The 19,571-nt window shown below is 39.2% G+C and carries 22 protein-coding genes; 16 read left to right on the forward strand and 6 right to left on the reverse strand.

What is annotated here, in order from left to right:
• Window positions 1-139: 139 nt before the first annotated feature.
• The 4 genes from Q4A91_RS07515 (at window position 140) to Q4A91_RS07530 (ending at window position 3,419) form a co-directional block, all read left to right on the forward strand.
• Entirely contained in the window at window positions 140-973 is an 834-nt protein-coding gene (locus tag Q4A91_RS07515; RefSeq protein ID WP_303212489.1) for an FctA domain-containing protein, read from the forward strand.
• Between the two features lie 309 nt (window positions 974-1,282).
• Window positions 1,283-1,924, forward strand: a complete 642-nt coding sequence (locus tag Q4A91_RS07520) for an amino acid ABC transporter permease (RefSeq protein WP_000121156.1) — start codon at window positions 1,283-1,285, stop codon at window positions 1,922-1,924.
• Window positions 1,925-1,934: 10 nt separating this feature from the next.
• The gene (locus Q4A91_RS07525) at window positions 1,935-2,564 is read left to right on the forward strand and encodes an amino acid ABC transporter ATP-binding protein (protein WP_303212466.1); all 630 of its coding nucleotides are present in this window, start codon (window positions 1,935-1,937) and stop codon (window positions 2,562-2,564) included.
• Window positions 2,565-2,579: 15 nt separating this feature from the next.
• The gene (locus Q4A91_RS07530; protein WP_303212468.1) at window positions 2,580-3,419 is read left to right on the forward strand and encodes an amino acid ABC transporter substrate-binding protein; all 840 of its coding nucleotides are present in this window, start codon (window positions 2,580-2,582) and stop codon (window positions 3,417-3,419) included.
• Window positions 3,420-3,646: 227 nt separating this feature from the next.
• On the opposite strand, the gene lysS is transcribed toward Q4A91_RS07530, so the two are convergent.
• The 5 genes from lysS to Q4A91_RS07555 all read right to left on the reverse strand — a co-directional run bounded on the left by lysS (window position 3,647) and on the right by Q4A91_RS07555 (window position 8,130).
• Window positions 3,647-5,137, reverse strand: a complete 1,491-nt coding sequence (lysS, locus tag Q4A91_RS07535; protein ID WP_303212470.1) for a lysine--tRNA ligase — start codon at window positions 5,135-5,137, stop codon at window positions 3,647-3,649.
• A 138-nt stretch (window positions 5,138-5,275) separates the two neighbouring features.
• Window positions 5,276-5,899 (reverse strand): histidine phosphatase family protein, encoded by a 624-nt coding sequence (locus tag Q4A91_RS07540; RefSeq protein WP_303212472.1) that lies wholly within the window; start codon window positions 5,897-5,899, stop codon window positions 5,276-5,278.
• A complete protein-coding gene (locus Q4A91_RS07545) occupies window positions 5,899-6,381 on the reverse strand; it encodes an aminoacyl-tRNA deacylase (protein WP_303212474.1) in 483 nt (160 codons plus the stop codon). The genes Q4A91_RS07540 and Q4A91_RS07545 overlap by 1 nt, the downstream gene beginning before the upstream one ends.
• On the reverse strand, window positions 6,381-7,223 hold the full coding sequence (locus Q4A91_RS07550; RefSeq protein WP_049479426.1) for a DUF368 domain-containing protein: 843 nt from the start codon (window positions 7,221-7,223) through the stop codon (window positions 6,381-6,383). Before Q4A91_RS07550 ends, Q4A91_RS07545 begins: the two co-directional genes overlap by 1 nt.
• Before the next feature lie 106 nt (window positions 7,224-7,329).
• Window positions 7,330-8,130, reverse strand: coding sequence for a glycoside hydrolase family 25 protein (locus tag Q4A91_RS07555; protein ID WP_303212477.1), 801 nt, complete (start codon window positions 8,128-8,130; stop codon window positions 7,330-7,332).
• A 154-nt stretch (window positions 8,131-8,284) separates the two neighbouring features.
• Between Q4A91_RS07555 and glmU the strand changes: the two genes are divergently transcribed.
• The 7 genes from glmU to Q4A91_RS07590 all read left to right on the forward strand — a co-directional run bounded on the left by glmU (window position 8,285) and on the right by Q4A91_RS07590 (window position 14,268).
• Window positions 8,285-9,664, forward strand: a complete 1,380-nt coding sequence (gene glmU / locus Q4A91_RS07560) for a bifunctional UDP-N-acetylglucosamine diphosphorylase/glucosamine-1-phosphate N-acetyltransferase GlmU (protein ID WP_303212478.1) — start codon at window positions 8,285-8,287, stop codon at window positions 9,662-9,664.
• A 9-nt stretch (window positions 9,665-9,673) separates the two neighbouring features.
• Window positions 9,674-10,219 (forward strand): NUDIX hydrolase, encoded by a 546-nt coding sequence (locus tag Q4A91_RS07565; protein WP_000393797.1) that lies wholly within the window; start codon window positions 9,674-9,676, stop codon window positions 10,217-10,219.
• Between the two features lie 11 nt (window positions 10,220-10,230).
• A complete protein-coding gene (macP, locus tag Q4A91_RS07570) occupies window positions 10,231-10,542 on the forward strand; it encodes a cell wall synthase accessory phosphoprotein MacP (protein WP_000517872.1) in 312 nt (103 codons plus the stop codon).
• A gap of 15 nt (window positions 10,543-10,557) precedes the next feature.
• A complete protein-coding gene (locus Q4A91_RS07575) occupies window positions 10,558-11,250 on the forward strand; it encodes a 5'-methylthioadenosine/adenosylhomocysteine nucleosidase (RefSeq protein WP_303212481.1) in 693 nt (230 codons plus the stop codon).
• Between the two features lie 76 nt (window positions 11,251-11,326).
• Window positions 11,327-11,821: a chromosome segregation protein RocS gene (gene rocS / locus Q4A91_RS07580; protein WP_000021252.1), complete on the forward strand. Its 495-nt coding sequence runs from the start codon at window positions 11,327-11,329 to the stop codon at window positions 11,819-11,821.
• An 81-nt stretch (window positions 11,822-11,902) separates the two neighbouring features.
• The gene (locus tag Q4A91_RS07585; RefSeq protein ID WP_303212482.1) at window positions 11,903-12,496 is read left to right on the forward strand and encodes a 3'-5' exonuclease; all 594 of its coding nucleotides are present in this window, start codon (window positions 11,903-11,905) and stop codon (window positions 12,494-12,496) included.
• 8 nt (window positions 12,497-12,504) lie between these two features.
• Entirely contained in the window at window positions 12,505-14,268 is a 1,764-nt protein-coding gene (locus tag Q4A91_RS07590) for a glycerophosphodiester phosphodiesterase (protein WP_303212484.1), read from the forward strand.
• Between the two features lie 37 nt (window positions 14,269-14,305).
• On the opposite strand, the gene Q4A91_RS07595 is transcribed toward Q4A91_RS07590, so the two are convergent.
• On the reverse strand, window positions 14,306-14,605 hold the full coding sequence (locus Q4A91_RS07595; protein WP_000981516.1) for a YbaB/EbfC family nucleoid-associated protein: 300 nt from the start codon (window positions 14,603-14,605) through the stop codon (window positions 14,306-14,308).
• A 186-nt stretch (window positions 14,606-14,791) separates the two neighbouring features.
• On the opposite strand from Q4A91_RS07595, the gene efeO reads away from it, so the two are divergent.
• Genes efeO through tatA form a run of 5 tightly spaced genes read left to right on the forward strand, consistent with a single transcriptional unit; the run spans window position 14,792 to window position 19,433 of the window.
• Window positions 14,792-15,664 carry an iron uptake system protein EfeO gene (gene efeO, locus Q4A91_RS07600; RefSeq protein WP_303212485.1) on the forward strand — a complete coding sequence of 291 codons (873 nt, stop codon included), beginning with the start codon at window positions 14,792-14,794 and terminating at the stop codon, window positions 15,662-15,664.
• A gap of 5 nt (window positions 15,665-15,669) precedes the next feature.
• Window positions 15,670-16,884: an iron uptake transporter deferrochelatase/peroxidase subunit gene (gene efeB / locus Q4A91_RS07605; RefSeq protein ID WP_303212486.1), complete on the forward strand. Its 1,215-nt coding sequence runs from the start codon at window positions 15,670-15,672 to the stop codon at window positions 16,882-16,884.
• Window positions 16,859-18,547 carry an FTR1 family protein gene (locus Q4A91_RS07610; protein ID WP_303212487.1) on the forward strand — a complete coding sequence of 563 codons (1,689 nt, stop codon included), beginning with the start codon at window positions 16,859-16,861 and terminating at the stop codon, window positions 18,545-18,547. Before efeB ends, Q4A91_RS07610 begins: the two co-directional genes overlap by 26 nt.
• Window positions 18,548-19,279: a twin-arginine translocase subunit TatC gene (gene tatC / locus Q4A91_RS07615; RefSeq protein ID WP_303212488.1), complete on the forward strand. Its 732-nt coding sequence runs from the start codon at window positions 18,548-18,550 to the stop codon at window positions 19,277-19,279.
• Window positions 19,263-19,433: a twin-arginine translocase TatA/TatE family subunit gene (tatA, locus tag Q4A91_RS07620; RefSeq protein ID WP_049484393.1), complete on the forward strand. Its 171-nt coding sequence runs from the start codon at window positions 19,263-19,265 to the stop codon at window positions 19,431-19,433. Before tatC ends, tatA begins: the two co-directional genes overlap by 17 nt.
• The last annotated feature ends 138 nt before the right edge of the window (window positions 19,434-19,571 follow it).

A 19,571-nucleotide genomic window follows, 5' to 3' on the forward strand; every position in this document is an offset into this window, starting at 1 on the left:
TGTTAGTGTAGAACACTTTATAATTTCTGTCTAGTTTAGTGTAACCTATTCAAAGAAAGCTTTCAATAACGTTAAAATTACGACTTCGACTGAAAACTTTGATGTAGAAGGTTTTGCACCATTAACCACAACTGAAGGTATTAGTTCAGGTTCACGTTCTACAGAAGTTTCATTTGAGGTTTCTAAGCAGTTAAAAGGAAAAGACTTAGATGCTGAAGAATTTAGCTTCCAACTACTTGATCTAAACGGATCAGTTGTGGAAACTGTTAAGAATGATAAAGATGGCAAAGTGAAATTTAAAGCCGTTAAATTCTTTACAGCGGGTACTTATAAGTATCAGATAAAAGAAGTTGATGATCAAAAACCAGGTTTTGCTTACGATGATAAGACTATTAACGCAGAAGTTACTGTAACAGATGTTTATGGTGAGAAGTTTGCAAGTGTTAAATATGACAATAAAGTTTTTGTAAATTCGTATTCTGCTAAATCTGCAATAACTTCAATTACTGCTAAGAAAGTCCTAAATGGTAAAACTCTTGAGGCAGATAAATATGAATTTGAATTGAAAGAAGGCGACAAACTTGTAGCCACGGCTAAGAATGCTGCAGACGGAACAATTGCTTTCCCAGCGATTGAATACACTGCTGCAGGAACTCACACATACACGATCACTGAAAAAGCTGGTAATGAAACTGGTGTAACTTATGATAAAAATGCTTATACAGTAACAGTAAAAGTTGTAGACAATGGTCAAGGTCAACTTGTAGCAACAGTTACAGGTAATAATCCAACCATCACAAATACTTATGCTGCTGAGACTCCGGAATCTTCTGATAACAAACCTAAACAACCAGGAGAAACTAAAGAACTACCAAATACTGGTACTTCTGAAATGACTATCTTGCTTACTGTTGTAGGAGTAGTACTTGCATTTGGTTCCATTCTCTTATTCCGTTTCAAAAAAGTTAAATAGTCTAGTTGAAAAATCTTGATGTCTTTGCTATGGCATCATCAAAGAGCCACTTGTATGGATAGTAGAAATGATACTATTCTTATAAAGTGGTTCTTTTTTATATCTCTTGAGGTATGAAGTGAATGAAAGTAAACAGAGTTCTGTATCAATGAAATCTTTATAATTCTTCGAATTATTCAAGATGATATTTCGCTCTGATTTCTTAGATAAAGGTGTATAGTTCAAGAATTATAGAATTTTTTTACAAAAACACTTGCTAAATTGTTTATTTATGCTATAATAGGAACAATAATTTTTAGGAGGTGCAGTATGTCTTATATGTTTGAGATATTACCAAGTTTATTGAACGGTGCAAGTATGACACTTCAAGTCTTTGCTCTGGTTTTAATTTTTTCAATTCCTTTAGGTATTGTCGTTGCCTTTGCTTTACAAGTCCGCTGGAAACCCCTCCATTATCTGATTGACCTTTATATTTGGGTGATGCGAGGGACTCCCTTGCTCTTGCAATTAATCTTTATTTACTATGTTCTTCCTAGCATTGGGATACGTTTAGATCGTTTGCCTGCTGCTGTGATCGCTTTTGTATTGAACTATGCAGCCTACTTTGCTGAAATCTTTCGTGGTGGGATTGAAACCATTCCTAAAGGTCAATATGAGGCTGCTAAGGTCTTGAAGTTTAGTCCTTTTGACACAGTGCGCTATATCATTCTTCCTCAAGTTACAAAGATTGTCTTACCGAGCGTCTTTAATGAAATCATGAGTTTGGTCAAGGATACTTCTTTGGTTTATGCCCTTGGGATTTCAGATTTGATTTTGGCTAGTCGGACAGCAGCCAATCGAGATGCCAGTCTTGTTCCTATGTTTTTAGCTGGAGCGATTTATTTGATTATGATTGGTCTTGTAACCATTGTAGCGAAAAAACTTGAGAAGAAGTACAGTTATTACAGATAGGAGGATTGCTATGTTAGAATTACGAAACATTAACAAGGCCTTTGGTGGCAAACAAATCTTAACCAATTTCAGCCTATCAATTCCTGAAAAGCAAATCCTCGCAATCGTAGGTCCATCAGGAGGCGGAAAGACAACCCTATTACGTATGCTAGCTGGACTGGAAACCATCGATTCTGGGGAAATCTACTATAACGGCGAATCGCTAGCTATAGACGAACTAGAAAAGCGTAATCTTCTGGGATTTGTTTTCCAAGATTTTCAACTCTTTCCGCATTTGTCAGTTCTAGATAACTTAACTCTGTCGCCCATAAAAACGATGAGCATGGAGAAGGAAGTTGCTGAGAAGAAGGCGCGTGGTTTGTTAGAACAACTTGGGTTAGCAGGACATGCAGATGCCTTTCCTTTCTCACTTTCAGGTGGGCAAAAACAACGAGTGGCCTTAGCACGTGCCATGATGATAAACCCAGAAATTATTGGATATGATGAGCCTACATCAGCCTTAGATCCAGAGTTGCGATTAGAAGTAGAAAAACTTATCCTTCAAAATAAAGAGCGTGGGATGACTCAGATTGTTGTGACACACGATCTTCAGTTTGCGGAAAATATTGCTGATCAGATCCTTAAGGTTGATTCAAAGTAGGACTAGGAGGTGTCTATGAAGAGAAAGAAAATTGCCCTTGTACTTGCTCTGTTCTTTAGCTTCTTCCTGACGGCTTGTACTCAGAAGGCAAGTGATCCAAATCAGGATAATTGGGCCAAATATCAAAAACAGGGAAGCATTACCATTGGCTTTGACAATACCTTTGTTCCCATGGGATTTGAGGAAAAGAATGGCCAGTATGCGGGCTTTGATATCGACCTAGCTCAAGCTGTCTCTGAAAAGCTAGGAATGCAGATTAAATTTCAACCCATCGACTGGGATATGAAAGAAACCGAACTACAAAATGGTACCATTGATGCCATCTGGAATGGCTATACAGCTACAGATGAACGGAAAGAGAAGGTTGCTTTTACCATTCCTTACATGGAAAATCAACAAGTTTTGGTCTCTAAAAAGTCTCAAAATATCCACTCAGTTCAGGATATGACTGACAAAGTTTTAGGGGCCCAGGCTGGATCTTCTGGCTATTTGAATTTTGAAGGACAACCCGAACTACTCAAGAATCGAGTAAAAGATCAGAAGGCCAATCAATACCAAAGTTTTAATGAAGCCTTAATTGATTTGAAAAATGACCGGATTGATGCCTTGTTGATTGACCGGGTATATGCCAATTATTATCTCCAGTCTGAAGGAATATTAAATGACTACAATGTCTTTTCAGCTGGATTTGAAAGTGAAGCTTTTGCAGTGGGTGTTAGACCTGCTGATAAAACTTTGCTAGCTGCTTTGAATCAAGCCTTTATCTCACTATACCAAGAAGGAAAATTTCAGGAAATCAGTCAGAAATGGTTTGGGGAAGATGTAGCCACCAGTCAAGTTAAAAATCAAGAATAAGAAAAGAGATTGAGTTTTTCCTCAGTCTCTTTTTGTATCGAAAAATCCTCTGGCAAGTACCAGAGGATAAGAGCTTATACTCAATGAAAATCAAAGAGCAAACTAGGAAGCTAGCCGCAGGCTGCTCAAAACACTGTTTTGAGGTTGTAGATAAGACTGACAAAGTCAGGAACATATATCTACGGCAAGGAAACGCTGACGTGGTTTGAAGAGATTTTCGAAGAGTATTATTTCATTGTTGGGAAGAGCAATACATCACGGATAGTAGTTGTATCAGTGAGGAGCATGCAGAGACGGTCGATACCGATACCCAAACCACCTGTTGGTGGCATACCGTATTCAAGAGCTTCAATGTAGTCGTAATCAATACCTGTTGCTTCATCATCACCAAGTTCTTTAGCTTTTGCTTGGGCTTCGAAACGGCTAAGCTGGTCGATTGGGTCGTTCAACTCAGTAAAGGCATTACCGTATTCCTTAGTCATGATAAAGAGCTCAAAACGGTCAGTAAAGCGTTCGTCTTCAGGATTTTTCTTAGCGAGTGGAGATACTGCTACTGGATGTCCATAGACAAAGGTTGGTTGGATCAAGGTTTCTTCGACAAATTCTTCAAAGAAGGCATTGATGATGTGACCAACTTCAGTGTAATGTTTTTCAACTGGAACTCTCTTCTCAGCAGCGATAGCTTTAGCTTCCTCGAAAGTCATGTCTTGCCAGAAGTCTACACCAGTAATTTCCTTGATAGCATCTACCATGTGAACACGTTTAAACGGTTCATTGATTTTGATTTCAGTTCCTTGGTAGTTAACAGGACCATCACCTTTAACTGCTTTAGCAGCGTGTTGGATAATACCTTCCGTCAAGTCCATGATATCTTGGAAGTCCGCATAAGCTTGGTAAACTTCGATAGAAGTGAATTCAGGGTTATGAGTGGCGTCCATTCCTTCGTTACGGAAGATACGGCCAATTTCATAGACACGTTCCATACCACCAACGATAAGGCGTTTCAAGTGAAGCTCAGTCGCGATACGAAGCACCATGTCAATGTTTTGGGCATTGTGGTGAGTGATAAATGGACGAGCAGCAGCACCACCGGCTTCATTATGAAGAACAGGTGTTTCCACTTCAAGGAAACCTTTTTGATCTAGATAACGACGGATTTCAGAGATGATTTTTGAACGAATGACAAAGCGTTCAAAACTTTCACGGTTAGAAATCAAGTCCAGGTAACGTTTACGATAAATTGTTTCAACGTCAGTCAAACCGTGGAATTTCTCTGGAAGTGGGCGAAGTGCTTTAGACAAGTGTGTAATGTGAGTTGCCCTGATAGAAAGTTCTCCCATATCCGTACGCATGACTTCACCTTCGACACCGAGGAAGTCACCGAGATCAGCCTTTTTGAAGATTTCGTAGTTTTCTTCACCAACTTCGTCTTTACGAACGTAGATTTGGATTTGACCTTCTCGGTCTTGAAGATGGGCAAAGCCGACTTTCCCTTTACCACGTTTAGTTACTAAGCGTCCAGCGATAGTAGCAGTTTCATTTAATTCATGTAATTGTTCTTTATCAAGTTCTGCAAATTTGTCTTTTAGTTCTTGAGAGTTAGCAGTACGTTCAAAACGTTTTCCGAAGGGATCAATTCCTTGTTCACGGAGCGCAGCCATTTTTTCACGGCGAACGATCTGCTGGTCATTTAGTTCTTCCATATGTTCTGTAGACATGGGTTCCTCCTAATTTTACTCAAAATTTAATACGATGAGTCATTTTTTGCGATACTCCCATTTTATCATAAATAGCAGAGAAATTCACGGATATTCTTTGAAAACTAAAAAGAACTTGACTATTAAGATCAAGTTCCATTATTTTTCTTGATAGGAAGTGTCATTCCATCTTTCCAGAGTGAAGGATTCAAAATCATCGGTCTCTAAAACTGTCAGACTAGCATTGGCCAAGCCTCCATCTTTGCGAAGGTGAGCCTCTTTATAGCCTAAGAGAGTGCGTAGGCTAGCAGTGAGATTTGCCCCATGCCCGACAATCAAAATTCTTTCAGCCGGACTTTCTTTCAGAGATTTGATAAACTGAATGGTTCGCTGAGTCGTAGAGTAGAGAGATTCGGCTTCAAACATCCTCGTATCAAACTGAGCCAGATTAGAGCGAAAGGCCTTGATTTGTTGTGGGTAGATGGCATTGAGCGTAGCAATTTTTAATCCCTCTAGTTTGCCAAGTTGCCATTCACGTAGGTCAGGAATGCTCTTCAAAGGACAAGGGGATTGGAGTTGACTCTGGATAATTTCAGCAGATTTGACCGCTCTGGGTAAATCACTAGAATAAATCGTATCAAAAGGAATTTCCTTGAGATGTTGACTCAGTTGTTTTAGGATGTCAATGGACTCTGAAAGAAGGGGAGAGTCACCGCTAGCACCTTGAAAACGTCCTTCAAGATTCCAGACAGTCCGACCATGACGGACAAAATAGAGTTTCATCAGTTGTTTTCCTCCAAGATATCAGCAAAGTCTGCTTTTACAAAGGTGGCTAAGTCTTGAGGTCGGATGATGATACTGTGCCCGACTTCTCCAGCAGAGACGATCATTTTTTCCAAATCCAAAGCAGTCTGATCAATAAAAATGGGATAATTGTGTTTTTGGCGAATGCCGACGGGGTTATTAGCCCCATGAATATAGCCTGTCGTTTTTTCTAGGTCTTTTTGAGGAATCATGCTGACTTTTTTATTACCAGAAACCTTTGCTAGTTTTTTCTCAGCGAGGTGTTCTGTTATGGGAACGATTCCGATGATTGGCCCTGTTTTGTCTCCTAATAGAGCCAAGGTTTTAAAGATATGAGTTCGATCATATTCCGAAGGAAGTTCACCCTCAAGCGCATTGATCTGAATACCAGAATGGTCAATACCCGCCTTGGTCAAGATTTGTTCGACCAAGTTTTTTTTAATCTTAACTTTCTTTGCCATTATTTATACTTATCCTCCAATTGACTCATCCAGATACCAAGCCAAATACCAAGTGCAAAGAAGAAGGCGATGAGAACATAGCTCACAATAGAAAGTCCAGTGTATTGGATACTTTCAGCATTTCCAGCATTTGGAATCAAAATCAAGAGGGTGCTTGATAGCACAATTCCAATAATAAAGTGATAAACACGGGAGTGGTAGTTGTTCAAGGCATGGTCCATTAATTTTGAAAAGATAATAAGAGTTGCACCTGCACCAATCCCAATAGGAAGGAAGGTACCAAATAAATCAAAGGTCTTAAAACCAGTTAGCATTGGAGCGTACAGCCCTAAAATCAAGAGTAGATTTGACGGACTTAAACCAGGCACCAAGACACCTAGGGCTAAAAGAGCACCCGCTAAGATGAAACTAGCGAAACTAGCACTGAGAGAACCAACAACAAAGTTTAGTGCGTAGAGCCCGACGCCTGAAAGGATAAAGGTAGTCCAGAACCAGACTAGGTCAATCTTATCACGATCAGATTCTCGAGTAGATTCTTTAAGGAGACTTGGAACTGTACCGATGATAGCTCCAGCAAAACTCCATAAAACATAGACCTGGTAATTTTCTAGCAGATACTCGATTGGATAAGAAAACAAACCAATGCCTAGCAACATCCCGATTGCTACTGGGATAAAGTATAGGACATTCTCTTTAAAATCCTTAAAGGGATGAGCCAGAAAGCTAATCATTCGCTCGTAAATTCCCAAAATAGCTGCTAAAACACCGCCAGAAATTCCAGGTAGGATAAATCCTAAGGCGATGACGATTCCTTTAATAACTCTTGCAATCCATGAAAACATCATAAAATCCTCAATTTCATAAAATTCTTTCTCTATTCTATCAATTATAACACAGACGAGAAAAAAATGAAAAAACAAGTGAAAAAGAGAGCAATTTTCACTTGTCTTATGGTCTTAAAAATAGTTTTCTGAAGTTTTCTTCTTTTTCCTTCAAGGTAGAAATGAGATTAATATCTAAATGATGTTCAAATCCAGCAATTCTTCCTTTTGAAGTATATTGATGGAGGTCATAGTCTAAATCAGTATTAGGCGTGGTTTCGAAGTAACCTGAATTCGTTCCATAAGATGGAATCCAGACAGCAGAGAACTTATCTGTATTGATACTATGCTCTTGCATGAAATAAACACCAATGTAAATTCCGATATTTTTGGCGCCAAGGGCTTCTAGTTTAGCCCTAAAAGCTTCAACACCTTCGTTCATATCGGACATTGTTTTTTCTTCAACATCGAGCCAATAGTAACTAGGGTTGTATGGAGAAGCAGCATTGTAGAAAACCTCAGCAGCTTTTTCCATTTCTTCCTTACTAGTACCTGCTAGATAGGCATAAACAGCAACTGGAACATTCCGCTTTTGAAATTCTGAAATATGATTTTTATAGGCTTTATCGACACCATTGGCATAGGCGGCATTATTTGTTTCAGTATGCTGACCCCCATTGTGGACACGAACAATAACACCAGAAATATTTTGAGACAAGGTATCGTAGTTGATTTCCTCAGGTCTTTGCCAACCAGAGACGTCAATAATAGGTTTGTCAAGATTATGCAAGGCCTGATTTTCAACCTGGACTGCATTGGGTTTTGACTTGACAGGATGGTCTTCATAAGTTGGTCTATTGAGGATCAAAATAGCTATAAATATAGTAAATAAAGTAAAAATAATAGCTGGATGAATCTTTTTTCTCATATTTAAATAGTTTAACGTAAATAGATAAAAAAATCAAAGAAAACATCGGAAAAAGTGAATATATGGGCGTCTTTTCCCTATTTCTCTGTTTGTTTACTCTAAGAAACTAAATTATGGTATAATATAAGGGAATTTCTAGAGAAAAGAGAAGATTATGTCAAATTATGCCATTATTTTAGCAGCGGGTAAAGGTACTCGCATGAAATCAGATCTTCCAAAGGTACTTCATAAAGTAGCTGGAATTTCGATGTTGGAACATGTTTTTCGTAGTGTTGGTGCTATTCAACCTGAAAAAACAGTTACTGTAGTTGGTCACAAGGCTGAGCTAGTTGAGCAAGTATTAGCTGGTCAGACAGACTTTGTTACCCAATCAGAACAACTAGGAACTGGGCATGCTGTCATGATGGCAGAGCCTATTCTCCAAAATCGTACTGGCCACACCTTGGTTATTGCTGGGGACACTCCTCTGATTACAGGTGAAAGCTTGAAAAACCTCTTGGATTTCCATATCAATCACAAAAATGTGGCGACGATTTTAACAGCTGAAGCGGCAAATCCTTTCGGATACGGTCGTATCGTCCGTAACGATAATGCTGAAGTTCTTCGCATTGTGGAGCAGAAAGATGCCACAGACTTTGAAAAGCAAATTAAGGAAATCAACACAGGAACTTATGTATTTGACAATGAACGTCTTTTTGAAGCCCTTAAAAACATCAACACCAACAATGCCCAAGGTGAGTATTATATTACTGACGTGATTGGTATTTTCCGTAATGCGGGTGAAAAGGTTGGGGCCTATACTCTCAAGGATTTTGATGAAAGTCTTGGGATAAATGACCGTGTAGCTCTAGCGACTGCGGAAGCAGTGATGCGTCGCCGTATCAACCAAAAGCATATGGTTAATGGTGTTAGCTTTGTCAATCCGGAAGCAACTTACATCGACATTGATGTTGAGATTGCTCCCGAAGTCCAAATCGAAGCTAATGTTACCTTGAAAGGTCAAACGAAGATTGGTGCTGAGACTGTTTTGACAAACGGTACTTATGTAGTGGATAGCACTATCGGAGCTGGAGCTGTGATTACCAACTCTATGATTGAGGAAAGTACAGTTGCAGACGGCGTGACTGTTGGCCCTTATGCCCATATTCGTCCAGGTTCAAGTCTGGCTGCTCAAGTTCACATTGGAAATTTTGTTGAAGTAAAAGGATCTTCAATCGGTGAAAATACCAAGGCGGGTCATTTGACTTATATTGGAAACTGTGAAGTGGGTAGCAACGTTAATTTTGGTGCAGGAACTATTACAGTCAACTACGATGGCAAAAATAAATACAAAACTATCATTGGCAATAATGTCTTTGTTGGCTCAAACTCAACTATTATTGCTCCTGTAGAACTTGGTGATAATTCTCTGGTTGGAGCGGGTTCAACCATTACCAAGAATGTTCCTGCTGATGCCATTGCTATCGGCCGTGGACGTCAGGTCAACAAAGATGAATATGCGACTCGCCTCCCTCATCATCCAAAGAACCAGTAGGAGTCTGTCATGGAATTTGAAGAAAAAACGATTAGTCGGAAGGAAATCTATCAAGGTCCTATTTTCAAACTAGTACAAGACCAGGTGGAACTACCAGAAGGAAAGGGTACTGCCCAACGTGACTTGATTTTTCACAATGGAGCTGTGTGTGTACTAGCTGTGACAGCTGAGGACAAAATCGTTCTCGTTAAGCAATACCGAAAAGCTATTGAGGCGGTTTCTTATGAGATTCCTGCTGGTAAACTAGAACTTGGTGAAAATGCTGATCCAATGGCGGCGGCCCTTCGTGAATTGGAAGAAGAAGTTGCCTACACTGGTAAGCTAGAACTGTTGTACGATTTCTATTCTGCGATTGGATTTTGTAATGAAAAACTAAAACTCTACCTCGCTAGTGATTTGGTCAAGGTGGAAAATCCTCGCCCACAAGATGATGATGAAACTTTGGAAGTTTTAGAAGTAAGCCTAGAGGAAGCCAAGAACCTGATCCAGTCAGGTCATATCTGTGATGCCAAGACCATTATGGCGATCCAGTACTGGGAACTACAAAAGAAATAGAGGAGCAACCCATGGGAAAACCTTTATTAACAGACGAAATGATTGAACGTGCCAATCGTGGTGAGAAAATCTCAGGACCACCTCTTCAAGATGATGAGGAAACAAAGATCCTACCAACATCTTCACAACATTTTGGTTATTCACGCTCTAGAGACCACGGTTTTAGTCAAGATACACTTACAATCGAAGTAGAACCAACAATTCATAAGAGTCGCCGCATTGAGAACACTAAGAGAAATGTTTTTAATTCGAAACTCAATCGCATCTTGTTTGCAGTTATCCTACTTTTGATTTTGTTAATTTTAGCGATGAAACTCTTGTAATTGAAAGGACTTGAAATGAAAATTGGAATCATTGCTGCCATGCCAGAAGAACTCGTATATTTGACTCAGAATTTGGATAAACCTCAAGAAGTCCAAGTCTTAGGAAATACATACTACACAGGCTCTGTTGGCAAAACTGCAGTCGTTCTAGTTCAGAGTGGGATTGGAAAGGTCATGTCGGCTATGAGTGTAGCGGTGTTAGCTAACCACTTCCAAGTAGAAGCTATCATCAATACAGGATCAGCAGGTGCTCTTGCTGAAGGGATTGCTGTTGGTGATGTCGTGATTGCAGATAGACTAGCTTACCATGATGTGGATGTGACTGCTTTTGGCTATGCATATGGACAAATGGCTGGTCAACCTCTTTACTTTGAATCAGATAAAACCTTTGTAGCCAAAATCCAAGAGAGTCTATCTCAGTTAGAACAGACCTGGCATCTAGGCTTGATTGCTACAGGAGATAGCTTTATAGCTGGTAATGATAAAATTGCTAGTATCAAATCCCACTTCCCTGATGTTTTAGCAGTTGAAATGGAAGGGGCTGCTATTGCACAAGCAGCTCAGGCTCTTGGCCTACCTTTCCTAGTCATTCGTGCCATGAGTGACAATGCCAATCACGAAGCCTCTATCTCTTTTGATGAGTTTATTACCGAAGCTGGACGTCGCTCTGCCCAAGTATTACTAGCCTTTTTAAAGGCTTTAGATTAAGCGGAAATTTGACAGTTTATCTAGCTTATGATAAGATTTAAATAAAGAAAAGCTAGAAAACGTTTCAGAGGATATTATGAGTATTGAAATGACCGTCAGTGAGATTGCAGAGGTCTTAGGACTATCTCGTCAAGCAATCAACAATCGTGTCAAAGAACTTCCAGAAGAGGACACGAAAAAAAATGACAAAGGTGTAACCGTAGTTACTCGAAGTGGCTTGATCAAGCTAGAGGAAATCTACAAAAAAACGATTTTTGAAGATGAACCAGTCAGTGATGATGTCAAACAACGTGAACTGATGGAAATCTTGGTTGATGAGAAAAACGCTGAAATTCTTCGCTTGTACGAGCAGCTCAAGGCCAAAGACCGCCAGTTATCAGAAAAAGATGAACAGATGCGTATTAAAGACCGCCAGATTGCTGAAAAGGACAAACAGTTGGATCAACAGCAACAGTTAACTCTTCAAGCCATGAAGGATCAAGAAACCTTGAAACTCGAGTTGGACCAAGCAAAAGAAGAAGTCCAAGCAACCAAAAAAGGCTTTTTTGCTCGCCTTTTTGGAGGAAAATAAAGAAGCTGTTTGGGTTACTCACTAACCTAATGGCTTCTTTTATTATTTATAGTTTAGTTTGGGTAGTAATTGAGGTAAATAATGGAAAAATTAAGAGATTATATCGCCTTTGATTTGGAATTCAATCAACACGAGGGGATTCCCCATTTAATTCAAGTATCAGCAGTCCATTTTCAAGATGGGCAAGAATGTGCTGCTTTTGACTCTTATGTTTATACTACAGCCCCATTGAAGAGTTTTATCAATGGTTTGACTGGAATCACAGCTGAAACCTTGAAAGATGCGCCAAAAGTAGAACAAGTTTTAAAGGACTTTCAAGCATTTGTTGGCGACTTACCTATTGTTGGATACAATGCAACTAAGAGTGATTTGCCTATTCTCTTGGAGCATGGTATTGATTATCGTGACCAGTATAAGGTTGATCTATATGAGGAGGCTTTTGAACGCCGTAGTTCTGATTTACACGGCATAGCCAATCTTAAATTGCAAACTGTGGCGAATTTTTTAGGCTTTCACGGGAAGTCTCATAACAGTTTAGAGGATGCCCGCATGACGGCGCGTGTTTACGAAGCTTTTTTGGAATCGGATGAAGGAAAGCTATTAATAGAAGACCAGAGTAGTTTTTCTATTAATAATCCTTTCGGTGGCTTAGATTTATCCCAATTTTTAGACTAGGAGTGCCTATGAAACCTGAAAAACCTAAGAAGCTAGGTTTTAGGAAGATATACTATAACCTAGATAAGATTTTATTTCTATTTTTCTTGATATTTATGATGGTTGAGTTTGTCTGGCTACCATTAAATTCATGGATTGCTGGCATCCTTCTGAGACAAACCGGCTATTTGTTTATCTCCTACAATAACTTTTGGGCGATTATACAAGGCTCGCCTTTTATCAGTTTAGCCTTTCTCATCTTAATTGCAATCAATCTCCTGGTTGCCTATTTCCAGATTTGTCTTTTGTTTATAGGAGCTCGTCACCTTCTCTATCATGAAAAGAGAACTTTAATTGAGTACAGTAGAAAAGTATTTCACCAGAGCTTTCTATTCGTTAAGCGATTGAGCTTTTGTAAGATGGCCTTTGTCTTTTTTTACATTGCTTTGCTTTTCCCGTTCATCCGTAAGATTTTAAAAATCTACTACCTCAACAAGATTATTATCCCTGATTTTATTGTGAATTATTGGGAAGGTAAGCATTGGCTGGTAGGTCTGATGATCATAGCATCCGCTTGGATCTTTCTCTACATCTCTGTCCGATTTATGTTTGCCCTTCCTAAGATTCTCTTTGAAAGAAAGACCGTAAGAGAAAGTGTGAAATATAGTCTCCAAAAGACAAAGAAAAATGTCCTCTTCTTCTCTTGGCATCTCTTACTCATTATCATTAAAACGTATCTCTTCTTCTTTGGTTTGTTAATTCCTTTGCTTTTTGCACAAGTAGTGATGGATAATCTAACTCAAAAAGAGTCCTTGATTCTCGGTGTGATTAATTTTGTCTTGATTAAAAATTTCCATTACATGACCCTGACTTATTTCCTAGTGAAGTTTGTTTCCTTCCTTACAGGAGAGGAGTTGGAGATCATGCCAAGGCGAAAGAAAGATCATCTGATGAGATGGGGTGTTATGGGGTGTGCAAGCATCTTCTTTGCCATAGAAGGCTACGTTTATCTGGAAACTCCAGATACCAATACACCTTTAGTGATTTCGCACAGAGGAGTAAGTAATAAAAACGGTGTTCAAAATACTGTGCAGTCTTTAGAAAAAACAGCTCAACTAAAACCAGATCTCATCGAAATGGATGTGCAGGAAACGAAAGACGGTCAGTTCGTGATGATGCACGATGCTAACCTCAAAAATTTAACAGGTATTAATGCTACACCGCAAGATTTGACTCTGGATGAATTAACAAATACAGATATTTACGAGAATGGTTATCAAACAAAGATTTCAAGCTTTGATGCCTATTTAGAGCGTGCAAATGCTTTAAACCAAAAATTGCTGATTGAGATTAAGACCAGTAAAAAAGATAGTCCGCAAATGATGGACCATTTCCTCGAAAAGTATGGAGCGACTATCAAGAAATATGGACATCAGATGCAATCGCTAGACTACCATGTGATAGATAAAGTGTTGACTTATGATTCTGAAATTCCAGTTTACTTTATTCTTCCCTATAACAGTATCTTCCCAAGAACCAAGGCAACGGGTTACACTATGGAGTACTCGACTTTGGATGAATACTTTGTCAATAAACTCTGGACAACTGATCAGAGACTCTATGTTTGGACCGTAAATGGTTCGGAGGCATTTGATAAAGCAGTTCGCCTTGGCGCAGATGGCGTGATAACGGATGATCTTGAAATGGTCCAGTCACAAGTCACAATGGCTCAAGACGATCCGGAATACACGGAATTACTCTTAAAGAAAGCAATGGAATTCTTTGATTTCTAAGAAAAAAGAGAAACATCTGTTTCTCTTTTTTTGTGGATTAGAAAGGCAATTTTCCAGCGAAAGCACCGAGTTTCTTCTTAGTCGTTTCGTCAATTTGTTCAAGTGCAGCGTTAATCGCTTGCACAGTCATATCAGAAAGGGTTTCGAGATCTTCTGGATCTACAACTGCTGGGTTAAAGTCAATGCTGACCACTTTCTTATCACCAGTTAGGGTTGCTTGGACAAGATCCTGAGCAGATTTTCCGACAAATTCCATCGCAGCAAGTTCTGCTTGACTTTGTTCCATTTGTTTTTGAAGTTTTTGTGCTTGGCGCATCATGTTCTGCATGTTCATCATAGCGGTTTATAGTTTCCTTTTTCTATTATTTTCTCTTTTATTTTACCAATTTTAGGAGCAAAAGTCTATTGTTTGTTTTAGATAGCTAATATTAAATTTTCTGACAATTTATTGAAAAATGAGGAAATACATGTTATAATAGAGCGTAAAATAAATTCAGGCTTTCTGAACCAATAGGAGTATACAATGAAAAAACTAGGTTTTGTCCTTTTATCTTCAGCCTTGCTATTGACAGCATGTGCAGTCCGTTTTGAAAAATCAACCGAGACAAATGATTCCTCTAAGGTGACAGCACTGTCTGAAGACAAGCAAAAAATGCTGGATAAGGCCACTGCTGACTATAAGACTTTTGTACAAGAGCAAATTGATAAACTTTTGACTGATACGGAGGGCTTTGTTCAACTTTTGAAAGAGGGGAGACTGGAGGAAGCAAAGAAAGCTTATCCATTAGTTCGTATGTCTTATGAGCGTTCAGAACCCATAGCTGAGAGCTTTGGTGAGTCAGATGTCAAGATTGACTTTCGTTTAGCAGACTACGTAGATGAAAATAAGACCGAGGAAGGCTGGTCTGGTTTCCACCGTATTGAGCGTATCCTTTGGGAAGATAATACCACAAAAGGGACCGAAAAATACGGTGATCAATTAGTCAATGATATCAAAGAATTGAAGGCTAAGATTGCGACTGTAGATGTGGACTACAAGGTTATGTTGACTGGGGCAGTTGACTTGCTTAACGAAGTAGCGACAAGTAAGATTACTGGCGAAGAGGAAATCTATTCTCATACTGATTTGTACGACTTCCGAGCTAATATTGAAGGTGCTGAGAAAATTTTCCAACTCTTTAAACCTTTACTTGAAAAATCAGATGCTAATTTAGTTAAAGAATTGGAAGCAGATTTTAAATCTGTCAACAGTTTGCTAGACAAACATATGACAGACAAAGAACACTACAAACTGTATACAGATTTGTCAAAAGAAGCCACTAAAGAATTGTCCGAAGCTGTGACAAAACTTGGTGAGCCTCTATCACAAATGGGTAAATTTCTTGATGGAGAATAAGCAGTATGACTGATAAAGACGAAAAGTTTTTTGAGAAAAAGATGGACCGTCGAGAATTTCTAAAAAAAGCAGGGATTGGAGGGGCTGGTTTAGCGCTAGGGCTCTCTGGTGCTTCTGCTTTTTTCGCACCTAAGCTAGGAAATCAAGAAAACATCTCGTACGGTAATGAAAAGATTGCTTTTTATGGCAAACACCAAGCGGGTATTACAACCCCTATGCAGAAGAATATTTATTTTGTTGTCCTAGATTTGCATACGACAGATAAAGATAAGATTATCCAGTTGTTCAAGGATTGGACGGATTATAGTGCCAAGTTGGTCGAGGGGGAATTGGTTAAAAAAGATGGTCAGAATGCTCTCTTGCCACCCAGTGACACTGGTGAAACAGTCGGGCTCAACCCTCATCGTTTAACGTTGACTTTTGGAGTGTCTGCAAGTTTCCTGAAAAAAATGAATTTAGAACAAAAACGTCCTCAACTTTTTAAGGATTTACCACCCTTCCCAAAAGAGCAACTGCGTGAAAAATATACTGGGGGAGATATTGTTATCCAAGCCTGTGCAGATGACGAGCAAGTTGCTTTTCATGCTATTCGCAACCTTATCCGTAAAGGGAGAAATGCGGTGACTCTCCGTTGGAGTCAGTCAGGTTTTGCAGCCATTGGAGATCGTCTGGAGACACCCCGCAACCTTTTTGGTTTCAAGGATGGAACAGCCAATGTGACCAAAGAGAAGGATTTTGATCGTGTTGTCTGGGCAGACAGCAAGGATTGGATGCAAAATGGATCCTATATGGCTGTTCGCCGCATCCAGATGTTTCTCGATACTTGGGATCGAACCAATCTTGAAGAGCAAGAAAATACCTTTGGTCGCTACAAGGAAAGTGGCGCTCCCTTTGGTAAGAAGGATGAGTTTGATGAAGTAGATTTGAGTCTTTTGCCAGATGATTCGCATGTTCGATTAGCCAAAGAGGTAGATAAGCCTCTCTTACGCCGATCCTATTCATACTCAGATGGCATTGATGAAAAAACTGGACAATTTGACACAGGCTTACTCTTTATCTCTTTCCAAAAGGATCCAGATCATTTTGTCAAGGTTCAAACCAACCTCGGAGCTACAGACAAGATGAATGAGTATGTAACCCACATCGGTAGCGGTCTTTTTGCCTGCTTTGGTGGAGTAGAGAAAGGAGGCTATATTGGTCAAAAATTATTGGAAGATTAACATTTGTTTCTTAGCTTTGTCTTTTCTCTTGTTAGCTGTTTTTCCCGTTAGCGCACAGGAAAGTCTGAGCTCATATTTTGTAAAGATAACGGATGCCTCTAAGGCTGTAAAAAATGATAATCAGGCAGAAGCCAAAGCTCTTGTTAGAGAAATGGCGACGGATTTTGAAAAAGTAGAACATTCTGATTCGGAATCTGGTAAGGTCGTCAAGGAAAAGCTTGCTCTGACAGGAGATATAAGTGAGGAAAATCTGACACAGATTTCATCTGCTCTTCTTGCATTTGAGAAAGAGCAAAATCCAGTAGATCTTGATGCTGAAAAAGAAAAGCTTGTTAGTCGACTAAGACCGCGTTTTGAGGTTCTGGATAAGGCAATTACTTCAAAAGATATAGAGCAAATCCGAGAAGCTTATAAAAAGATGAATTCAACCTGGACGATCAATGAGAGTGTTGTCCGTGACAACAGTACAGCTCATTATGGTCAAGTAGAAACAGCTATTTCTTTCTTACGGAGTAGCATAGAAACTGAACCTACTGATTTTAACTCCATCCAGACTTCCTTTGAGGACTTAAAAAAGGCTATTGATGATTTTGTAACTGGAAAAGAAGTCGCAGAAGCATTTTCTGATTTAAGTCTCAAAGACAGCATTGCCCTTTTGAAGAAGGCTTTGGAACAATTCCAAGCTGGTGACCAAGCATCAGGAGCAGCTAGTATGAAGGAATTCATCACTATCTGGCCAACGATTGAGGGTTCTGTTAGCACGACCAATCCTTCCCTCTATACCCGAGTGGAAAGTGAAAGCCCTGTGATTATGGTCAAGGGAAGTGAGAAGGAATATCAAGAAAAATTAGAAAAACTGATTTCGGATTTATCTCAAATTGATACCAGCGCAAGTTACAATGCCTTTGATGCTATGCTCATTCTTCTTAGAGAAGGGGTAGAGGCTCTCTTAATCGTCATGGCCTTGGTGACGACCTTGAAAGCAGCCAAGATGCGCAAAGGACTCAAGTGGGTATATGGTGGAGCACTATCAGGAATAGCTGCGAGTCTAGTGATTGCATTTATACTTCAAATTGCTTTTCCTGCTGTAACATCAGGGGCCAATCGTGAAATCATCGAAGGAGTTGTTGGAATTTTCGCAGTAGTGATGATGATTTTGATTGGTATCTGGCTTCACAGTAAATCCTCGGTCAAAAAATGGAATGACTTTATGGATTCCCAGATGAAAACGGTGACCAAGACTGGTTCATTCATTTCCATGTTTGCTCTTAGTTTTCTAGCTGTTTTCCGTGAAGGAGCGGAGACCATTCTATTTTACGTAGGAATTTTACCGAGAATATCTAGTTTTGACTTTATTCTAGGTATTTCTCTGGCTTTGTTCGTCTTGCTAGTTATCGCATTTCTGATGAACAAGGCGAGTCAATTTATTCTCCCTCACAAGATCTTCTTTATCTTAACTTGGATGATTTATGCTCTTGCCTTTAAGATGCTAGGTGTTAGTGTACATGCTCTCCAGCTGACCAATATGGCACCGAACCACTTATTGTCAGGTTTCCCTACTATCGAATTATTGGGCATCTATCCAAGTTGGGAAGGTTTAGGAAGTCAGCTAGTCTTTTTGATAATTGTTTTGGTTGTCACATTGAGACAGGGTGAAAAGTAGATGGATACAAAAAAATTGACAATTATTGAACATCTGGTAGAATTTAGAAAGAGATTCATTGTTGTTATAGCCTGCTTTTTTATAGTCTTCTGTGGAGCTTTATTGTTTGCAGATCAGCTATACTATTATCTAACTCAGTCCTTTAATCAAAAGTTGATTGTATTAGGTCCAAATGATATTCTGTGGATTTATTTGCGCTTGGCAAGTTTGATGTCCTTTACCATTACGCTACCTTTTACAATTTATCAGATTTGGAGTTTTATCAAACCAGGCTTGAAAATAGAAGAAGCAAGAGCCATTTTTGCCTATATTCCAGCTAGTTTTATTTGCTTTCTACTTGGACTAGCCTTTGGATTCTACTTTGTAACGCCTGCCTTACTTCAAGTGCTTTTAGGACTTGGGGAAGGATTATTTGAAACCCAATTAACGGCTCAGAACTACTTAGACTTTGTTTTTCAAACAACCGTCCCTTTAGCATTCATCTTTGAATTGCCTATCATTATCGCTTTTTTAACGTCGATTGGCTTGATTGGGCCAGCCTTCTTAGTTGCTTATCGTCGTTACGCTTATTTTATTTTACTGGTGCTAGCTGTTATTTTGACACCAGCTGATTTTATCAGCGATTTAGCCATGACAATTCCTTTAATCTCGCTCTATGAGCTTAGTATTGCAATTAGCAAGAGTATTATGAAGAAAAAAATGAAAGGAGAAAAGAATGGGAATCTTACGTGATATCGGTGCTCCAGGATTGATTATCATTGTTCTAGGTGCACTCTTAATCTTTGGACCAAAACGTTTACCAGAACTGGGTGAATCAATCGGTAAAATGCTGTCTGAGTTTAAGAAGGCAGTTAAAGGACTTAGTGACCAAGAACAGGAAAAATAATCTATTCCATCTTTTACAAATAAAAACAAGAAAGTTAGGAACTGTATCTGTCTTTGCGAGTTTGAACAGTTTCCTAGCTTTTCAGGCTCTATGTCAACTGTAGTGGGTGACCTATAACTAAGCACGAGAGGAGACGAA

Source organism: Streptococcus sp., from assembly GCF_030528045.1.
Taxonomy (GTDB): domain Bacteria; phylum Bacillota; class Bacilli; order Lactobacillales; family Streptococcaceae; genus Streptococcus.

Bases quoted from the DNA above. Each gene is read 5' to 3' on its own strand.
- Q4A91_RS07520 (WP_000121156.1), top strand. From the start codon at position 1,283: ATGTCTTATATGTTTGAGATATTACCAAGTTTATTGAACGGTGCAAGT.
- Q4A91_RS07525 (WP_303212466.1), top strand. From the start codon at position 1,935: ATGTTAGAATTACGAAACATTAACAAGGCCTTTGGTGGCAAACAAATC.
- Q4A91_RS07530 (WP_303212468.1), top strand. From the start codon at position 2,580: ATGAAGAGAAAGAAAATTGCCCTTGTACTTGCTCTGTTCTTTAGCTTC.
- lysS (WP_303212470.1), bottom strand. From the start codon at position 5,137: ATGTCTACAGAACATATGGAAGAACTAAATGACCAGCAGATCGTTCGC.
- Q4A91_RS07540 (WP_303212472.1), bottom strand. From the start codon at position 5,899: ATGAAACTCTATTTTGTCCGTCATGGTCGGACTGTCTGGAATCTTGAA.
- Q4A91_RS07545 (WP_303212474.1), bottom strand. From the start codon at position 6,381: ATGGCAAAGAAAGTTAAGATTAAAAAAAACTTGGTCGAACAAATCTTG.
- Q4A91_RS07550 (WP_049479426.1), bottom strand. From the start codon at position 7,223: ATGTTTTCATGGATTGCAAGAGTTATTAAAGGAATCGTCATCGCCTTA.
- Q4A91_RS07555 (WP_303212477.1), bottom strand. From the start codon at position 8,130: ATGAGAAAAAAGATTCATCCAGCTATTATTTTTACTTTATTTACTATA.
- glmU (WP_303212478.1), top strand. From the start codon at position 8,285: ATGTCAAATTATGCCATTATTTTAGCAGCGGGTAAAGGTACTCGCATG.
- Q4A91_RS07565 (WP_000393797.1), top strand. From the start codon at position 9,674: ATGGAATTTGAAGAAAAAACGATTAGTCGGAAGGAAATCTATCAAGGT.
- macP (WP_000517872.1), top strand. From the start codon at position 10,231: ATGGGAAAACCTTTATTAACAGACGAAATGATTGAACGTGCCAATCGT.
- Q4A91_RS07575 (WP_303212481.1), top strand. From the start codon at position 10,558: ATGAAAATTGGAATCATTGCTGCCATGCCAGAAGAACTCGTATATTTG.
- rocS (WP_000021252.1), top strand. From the start codon at position 11,327: ATGAGTATTGAAATGACCGTCAGTGAGATTGCAGAGGTCTTAGGACTA.
- Q4A91_RS07585 (WP_303212482.1), top strand. From the start codon at position 11,903: ATGGAAAAATTAAGAGATTATATCGCCTTTGATTTGGAATTCAATCAA.
- Q4A91_RS07590 (WP_303212484.1), top strand. From the start codon at position 12,505: ATGAAACCTGAAAAACCTAAGAAGCTAGGTTTTAGGAAGATATACTAT.
- Q4A91_RS07595 (WP_000981516.1), bottom strand. From the start codon at position 14,605: ATGATGAACATGCAGAACATGATGCGCCAAGCACAAAAACTTCAAAAA.
- efeO (WP_303212485.1), top strand. From the start codon at position 14,792: ATGAAAAAACTAGGTTTTGTCCTTTTATCTTCAGCCTTGCTATTGACA.
- efeB (WP_303212486.1), top strand. From the start codon at position 15,670: ATGACTGATAAAGACGAAAAGTTTTTTGAGAAAAAGATGGACCGTCGA.
- tatC (WP_303212488.1), top strand. From the start codon at position 18,548: ATGGATACAAAAAAATTGACAATTATTGAACATCTGGTAGAATTTAGA.
- tatA (WP_049484393.1), top strand. From the start codon at position 19,263: ATGGGAATCTTACGTGATATCGGTGCTCCAGGATTGATTATCATTGTT.